At 45.7% G+C, this 6,000-nt stretch carries 5 protein-coding genes; 3 read left to right on the forward strand and 2 right to left on the reverse strand.

Annotated elements, in window-relative coordinates:
* Positions 1 to 71 precede the first annotated feature (71 nt).
* The 3 genes from QUB25_RS21310 to QUB25_RS21320 all read left to right on the forward strand — a co-directional run bounded on the left by QUB25_RS21310 (position 72) and on the right by QUB25_RS21320 (position 3,973).
* Positions 72 to 1,520, forward strand: coding sequence for a slr1306 family protein (locus QUB25_RS21310; RefSeq protein WP_333185783.1), 1,449 nt, complete (start codon positions 72 to 74; stop codon positions 1,518 to 1,520).
* Between the two features lie 155 nt (positions 1,521 to 1,675).
* On the forward strand, positions 1,676 to 2,284 hold the full coding sequence (locus QUB25_RS21315; protein WP_333185786.1) for a Uma2 family endonuclease: 609 nt from the start codon (positions 1,676 to 1,678) through the stop codon (positions 2,282 to 2,284).
* Positions 2,285 to 2,482: 198 nt separating this feature from the next.
* On the forward strand, positions 2,483 to 3,973 hold the full coding sequence (locus tag QUB25_RS21320) for a DUF697 domain-containing protein (RefSeq protein ID WP_333185788.1): 1,491 nt from the start codon (positions 2,483 to 2,485) through the stop codon (positions 3,971 to 3,973).
* Between the two features lie 199 nt (positions 3,974 to 4,172).
* Here the strand turns inward: QUB25_RS21320 and QUB25_RS21325 are convergent, their stop codons facing one another.
* Positions 4,173 to 4,862 carry a hypothetical protein gene (locus QUB25_RS21325; protein ID WP_333185791.1) on the reverse strand — a complete coding sequence of 230 codons (690 nt, stop codon included), beginning with the start codon at positions 4,860 to 4,862 and terminating at the stop codon, positions 4,173 to 4,175.
* A 137-nt stretch (positions 4,863 to 4,999) separates the two neighbouring features.
* Positions 5,000 to 5,842: a TlyA family RNA methyltransferase gene (locus QUB25_RS21330; protein WP_333185794.1), complete on the reverse strand. Its 843-nt coding sequence runs from the start codon at positions 5,840 to 5,842 to the stop codon at positions 5,000 to 5,002.
* Positions 5,843 to 6,000: the final 158 nt, after the last annotated feature.

Consider the following 6,000-nt stretch of genomic DNA (forward strand, 5'->3'; position numbering starts at 1 on the left):
GATGGAATAGAGGGAGGGAGGCCAAGCCCGGTAAGGTTAAGCTTGGCGACAATACCCACAGGAAGGGAAAAATGACACTTAACTTGCGGCGACCGATTTTGATAGGCGGAATAGGACTTTCAGCAGCGCTGTGGCTGCTGGAAACTCTACAGCATTCGGGTTCAGAAATGGGCGAAACGGCACTCATCGGCTTGGCGGCTGCCGGTGCGGGGTATTGGTGGTGGAAGCAACAATCCCCCAAACTAGAACTCGCACTCCCGCAACCCTTGGCCAACAGGGAAGCAGCCGAAAAAGCGATCGCGGCTTCAGAAACCGCAATTAAATTGCTGGCTTCAGAAGCTCCAAACTCTGCCGACCCTGCTAATCTAACAGCAAAGCTCGATCGGCTTAGAGCAGAATTAGACAGACAAGATTTACGGATTACCGTAACTGGCGGCAAAGCTGTCGGCAAAAGTGCCTTAATTCAAGTTTTAAATTCTAATTGGGCCTCTCAACACCCGCAAAAGCTTAGTTTACAAGAAACAGCAGCGCTGTTTGCTAATACAAATGCCGATGCCAAAATCGGCGGTGATTTAGTGCTGTTTGTGACAGCGGGCGACATCACAGATTCCGAATTTAAAACATTATCTCAGCTAGCGTCCGCCGGTCAGCGCGTGCTGCTAGTCTGGAACAAATTAGACCAATATTTACCTGAACAGCAGTCGCAGGTTTTGCACTCTTTGCAGCAGAAAATGCAAGGAATATTGGGGACAGAAGAGATAATTGCGATCGCAGCTTCTCCCAAATCTATTAAAGTGCGCCGGCACCAAGCGGACGGCACTGTTCAAGAACGCATCGAAAATCAAGTCTCTCAACTCGACGGGCTGACGGAAAGATTGACTAAAATCTTAACTGAAGAACGGCAACAGTTGGTCTGGGCGAGTGCAGTGCGCGAGGCTGCAAGTATCAAGCTAGAGGCAAAAACCTTATTAAATGCAGTCAGGCGCGATCGGGCAATTCCCATTATCGAACAATATCAGTACATCGCCGCCGCCGCCGTCTTTACTAACCCGGTTCCCGCTTTAGACTTGCTAGCAACAACCGCCATCAGCACCCAACTCGTCATCGACCTCGGTGCCATCTACCAGCAACAGTTTTCCTTAGACCAAGCTAAGACAGTAGCGGGTACTTTAGCTAATCAAATGTTTAAATTGGGATTAGTAGAACTGTCTACCCAAACTATTACTGGACTGCTGAAAAGCAATGCCGTCACCTATGTAGCAGGAGGCGCTGTGCAGGGAATTAGTGCAGCATATTTTACCAGAATAGCAGGACTGAGTTTAATTGAATATTTCCAAAGTCAAGAACTGGAAAATGCTCCCAAAGGCATTTTCAATCTCGACCAGTTGACTAAAACTTTGCAAGCAGTATTTACGCAAAATCAGCAAGTTTCCTTCTTGCAATCTTTCGTCAACCAAGTGGCGAGTCGCCTTTCATCTCAGGTATCTGGGTCCGAAACCGTTAAGTCGGCGGCCAATTAAGTAAAATAAAGGAACAGGCAAGATGCCTGTTGCACAAGACAGTTTTTCTGTTGTGGAACAGGCATCTTGCTTGTTCCACGGCAGAACCAGGCAACCAGTTAATATTTTCCTTCTTCCTTCTGCCTTCTGTTATACAATCAAATAAACTTTGCACGATGATACAAACTCAACCCAAAATACTAACCTTTGAAGAATTTCTAGAAGACAAAGCCGAGAACAGATGCTACGAACTTCACGACGGGGTAATGGTTGAAATGCAGCCAACAGGAGAACACGAAGATATCACAGCATACCTTGTTCAAGAATTTACGCTGCTCTACACCCAACTGCAACTTCCATACCGCATTCCCTCGAAAGCGCTAGTTAAGCCTCCAGCTAAAGATACAGGATATATTCCTGATGTTTTGCTATTAAACCGTCAGGCTTTAGCGTCGGAGCCCTTATGGTTTAAGTCAGCAACAATCACCCAAGGAACATCTATCCCGCTACTTGTTGAAGTTGTCAGTACCAACTGGCGCGACGATTATCTCAAAAAGTTGGCAGATTACGAAATGATGGGCATCCTCGAATATTGGATTGCGGATTATGCTGCATTGGGCGGAATACGTCATATTGGCGACCCCAAAGAACCCACCATCTCGGTTTGCCAGCTTGTGGACGGAGAGTATAGAATTACACAGTTCAGAGGGAGCGATCGCATTATTTCACCTACATTTCCCAATATGGAGCTGAACGTCGATCAAATTTTCCGAGGCGGCGCCTAGTGTTAGGGAAAAGAACAGGCAAGATACCTGTTCCACAAAAATTTTTTGTTATTGTGGAACGGGCGGGCTATCCCGTTCAATATTTTTTGGAAAACTCACAACTGAAAAATTATAAATTTATGAAAAAGTGTATTAAAATAAGAAATAGGATTTATAATTCGACGATCAATTATACCTGCTTAAAAAAGCCGATCGCCAATGGCTGACAATTCCCTTCAAGAAAATCGCTTATCTCTTGCCCGCGCCAGTTTGCGCGAAGCCCTGGCACGCTATTCCCACCTGCGCCAAGGGAAAAAAAACTCGAATAATACTGAATTAGAAGCGGCGCTGCAATATCAGCTAGATATCTTAACTTCCACCTCCGAAAAACTAGACCACAACATAATCCGCATTGCTACTTTCGGCTTAGTCAGCCGTGGCAAGTCAGCCGTATTAAACGCGCTTTTAGGTCACAAAATTCTGCAAACAGGCCCTCTCAACGGCGTGACTCAGTGGCCGCGTTCCGTGCGCTGGAGTGTGCCTTTATCCTTCCTTGACAACGACCAATCCCCCCAACCCCCCCTTGAAAAGGGGGGGAAAGGAGGGGTGCAAGTTGAATTAATCGATACTCCCGGACTTGATGAAGTTGGCGGCGAAGTGCGCGGCGAAATGGCGAAACAAGTAACTCGCCAAGCTGACTTAATTCTGTTTGTGGTTGCAGGCGATATCACCCGAACTGAATATCAAGCACTGTGCGAATTGCAAACAGCTCAAAAGCCGGTAATTTTAGTTTTTAATAAAATTGATCTTTATCCAGAATTAGACAGAAAAGCTATTTACCAAAGTTTGCAAGCGCTGGGAAATTCTGAACAGTTAGCAGCCGCTGCGGTAACAGAGGAAACAGATAGCGAAAATTTGTCCGAACCCCCAAACAACTCCTCAGATAAATCTACTGCAAAATCACCCGCTAAAACTTCCAAATCTTTAGAAATAGTTATGGTAGCTGCCGAACCAGCGCCGGTGCAAGTGCGGGTGGAATGGTCCGACGGAAGAGTCACTTACGAATGGGAGTCGCCGCCCGCGCAGATAGACGAACTAAAAAATAAAATTCTCACCATTCTTAACAGAGAAGGTCGATCGCTCCTCGCTCTAAATGCTTTAGTTGAAGCTAGAGATGCCGAAGCACACATTGCCCGTCACGTTCTCAAATTGCGGCAAACAGAAGCCGAAGATTTAATCTGGCAATTTGCAAAATATAAAGCTTTAGCTGTCGGTTTAAATCCAGTGGCATTCTTGGATGTAATGGGAGCAAGTGTCGCAGATTTAGCTTTAATTCGCTCTTTATCCAGACTTTACGGCTTACCCATGACTGGTTACGAAGCCGGGAAACTTTGGCAGACTATTTTCTCCAGTGCTGGCGGCGTACTTTTGGGAGAATTGGGTAGCAGTTTTCTGTTGGGATTTGGCAAAAGTGCGGCGGCTGCGGCCCCGCACATCGGCTTTTCTACTTTTGCCGGAGTTGCTGTCACTCAAGCTAGTTTAGCAGCTTATGGAACCTACGCTGTCGGTCGCGCCGCCCAAGTTTATTTAGAAAAAGGCTGCACCTGGGGCCCCCTGGGGCAAGATACGGTAATTCAAGAAATTCTCGCCACCATCGAGCGTAATACAATTATCGATCGCTTGCAGCAAGAGTTTAAAATTGGCAATTAAAAATTGCCCTAGTAGTTGAGTGCGGTGCCTCCGCAGACGGTTATTTGTGAATAATCGAAGAGGTAGGATCTGACGCACCCTACTGCTTGTATTCTTATACAACTGTCAAAAAAGAATCCAACTTTAGGTAAGCTCCAAAGCACGATAGTCATCAGTGATTTCCACTTCTTTAATCGAAAATCGAAAATCGAAAATCGTATTACCGTCTCGCGATTCTCACACCTTCCCTAAAATGAGCAATCGTCGCAATTACGGCTATAGAAAAGTAAAATATTCTAATCAGCCAAAAACAAACCCGCATTGACCAAGAAACAATAGTCGGAGCAATACCAGTGAACTGTACAAATCTGGAATTAACTTTTTTTTCAAAGCTGTCAAGGTCTTTCATCTCCGATTGTTTCGTCGGAATAACCGGAAACTGACCAGTATATACGTAATAACCGATAAAACCTGGCAATCCTACTTTTCTATTCAAAAATGAGTTAGTTAAGGTTGCAGTTTGCGGAGGCGATAATTTATCCGATTCTTCCACTTTTTCCAGCCAAGAATTATATCGAATGGCTGGCGTAATCATGAAAACTAAGGGAACTATAACTATCAACACAGCAGCACTAATTTTGCGACCGTATTGAGGGTGTAAAAGTCTTGTCGCCACACCCACTCCCATACCGATAAAAGCAAATACCAATATATTTAACAGTTCAATAATTTCGATACCCCTCAACAAATCGCCGATAATCAAAATTGTATATAATAATTTGTCTGCCAGTAGCAGAGCTGCCCACTTGATGAGAATTGAAACGCCTACAATAGTAGCTACAATCGCCACATACCCGATGGCACCTAGAACGTACAGTAAAATCGAACCGGCTTGTTTGAATGATTGCATGGAATTATTCACTCTTGTGAAAGTTGAGGAGTCCAATTGAAAAAAAAACTTGAAATTTTAGATTAATCGGGAGTTCAAAATTTGACTTTTAAAATAGATTAGCTTGACATCTTGAAATCAATCTAAAAATGTAAAATCTACAATCGATCGACAAGTTCCCGCGCCGCCGCTTTGGTGACTTGTGCGATCCGTTCCTTCACAACATCCTCTTCGATCGCCCTCGGCTCTGTTTCTTGTTCGCGATCGATCCCCAACCATAAAAGATACTCGATATTACCGGCCGGGCCAAGTAAAGGCGACCACGTTAAGCCGCGTTGCTGCCATCCTAAAGCTGTGGCTGCCTTCCACACTTGAAAAATCGCATCGGCTTGAGTTGCTGAGTCTCGCACTACGCCTTTTTTCCCGACTCTCTCGCGCCCTACCTCAAACTGCGGCTTTACCAGCAACACCGCTTCTCGCGGTGGTGCCAACAATTCCCACAGCGCCGGTAAAATCTTATCCAGGGAAATAAACGACACATCTACTACCGCCAAATCTGCTCGCGCAGAGTCGCCGTAAAGCTCAGCAGCAGTCATGTACCGCAAATTGGTGCGTTCTTTCAAAATTACCCTCGGATCGTTACGCAAGCCCCAATCTGCTTGACCGTAGCCAACGTCTACGCCGTACACTAGGGCGGCGCCGGCTTGCAGCAGACAGTCGGTAAAACCGCCTGTGGAGATGCCACCGTCGAGACAAATTCTGCCTGCAACGGGAATCGCAAAAACTTCTAAAGCTTTGGCTAATTTGTCGCCGCCTCTGGAAACATAGCGCGATCGCTCTTTGATCTGAATTTTTGCTGAAATATCGACCTCAGTGCCCGGTTTGTCAACTACCTGTTGGTTGATAGAGACTTTCCCAGTCCGAATCAAGGCCTGAGCTTGCTGTCTGGAACTGCACAAATCTAGGCTGACCAATAATGTGTCTAGTCGCTGTTTAGCCAAGGTTTTTAATCTGTACGGATAGGGTTAAGAACAGTACCAGATTAGCACTTACGCACAAGCCCCACTGCTAATTTTTGGCGATTATCCCTCTTTTGTCACTCTCGTGGTAGTATAAGGAGTGACACACCCCAAAAGCATTGCCAGTCCTATGGTAGAGC

Source organism: Microcoleus sp. B3-D7, from assembly GCF_036705305.1.
GTDB lineage: Bacteria > Cyanobacteriota > Cyanobacteriia > Cyanobacteriales > Microcoleaceae > Microcoleus.

Bases quoted from the DNA above. Each gene is read 5' to 3' on its own strand.
- QUB25_RS21310 (WP_333185783.1), top strand. From the start codon at position 72: ATGACACTTAACTTGCGGCGACCGATTTTGATAGGCGGAATAGGACTT.
- QUB25_RS21315 (WP_333185786.1), top strand. From the start codon at position 1,676: ATGATACAAACTCAACCCAAAATACTAACCTTTGAAGAATTTCTAGAA.
- QUB25_RS21320 (WP_333185788.1), top strand. From the start codon at position 2,483: ATGGCTGACAATTCCCTTCAAGAAAATCGCTTATCTCTTGCCCGCGCC.
- QUB25_RS21325 (WP_333185791.1), bottom strand. From the start codon at position 4,862: ATGCAATCATTCAAACAAGCCGGTTCGATTTTACTGTACGTTCTAGGT.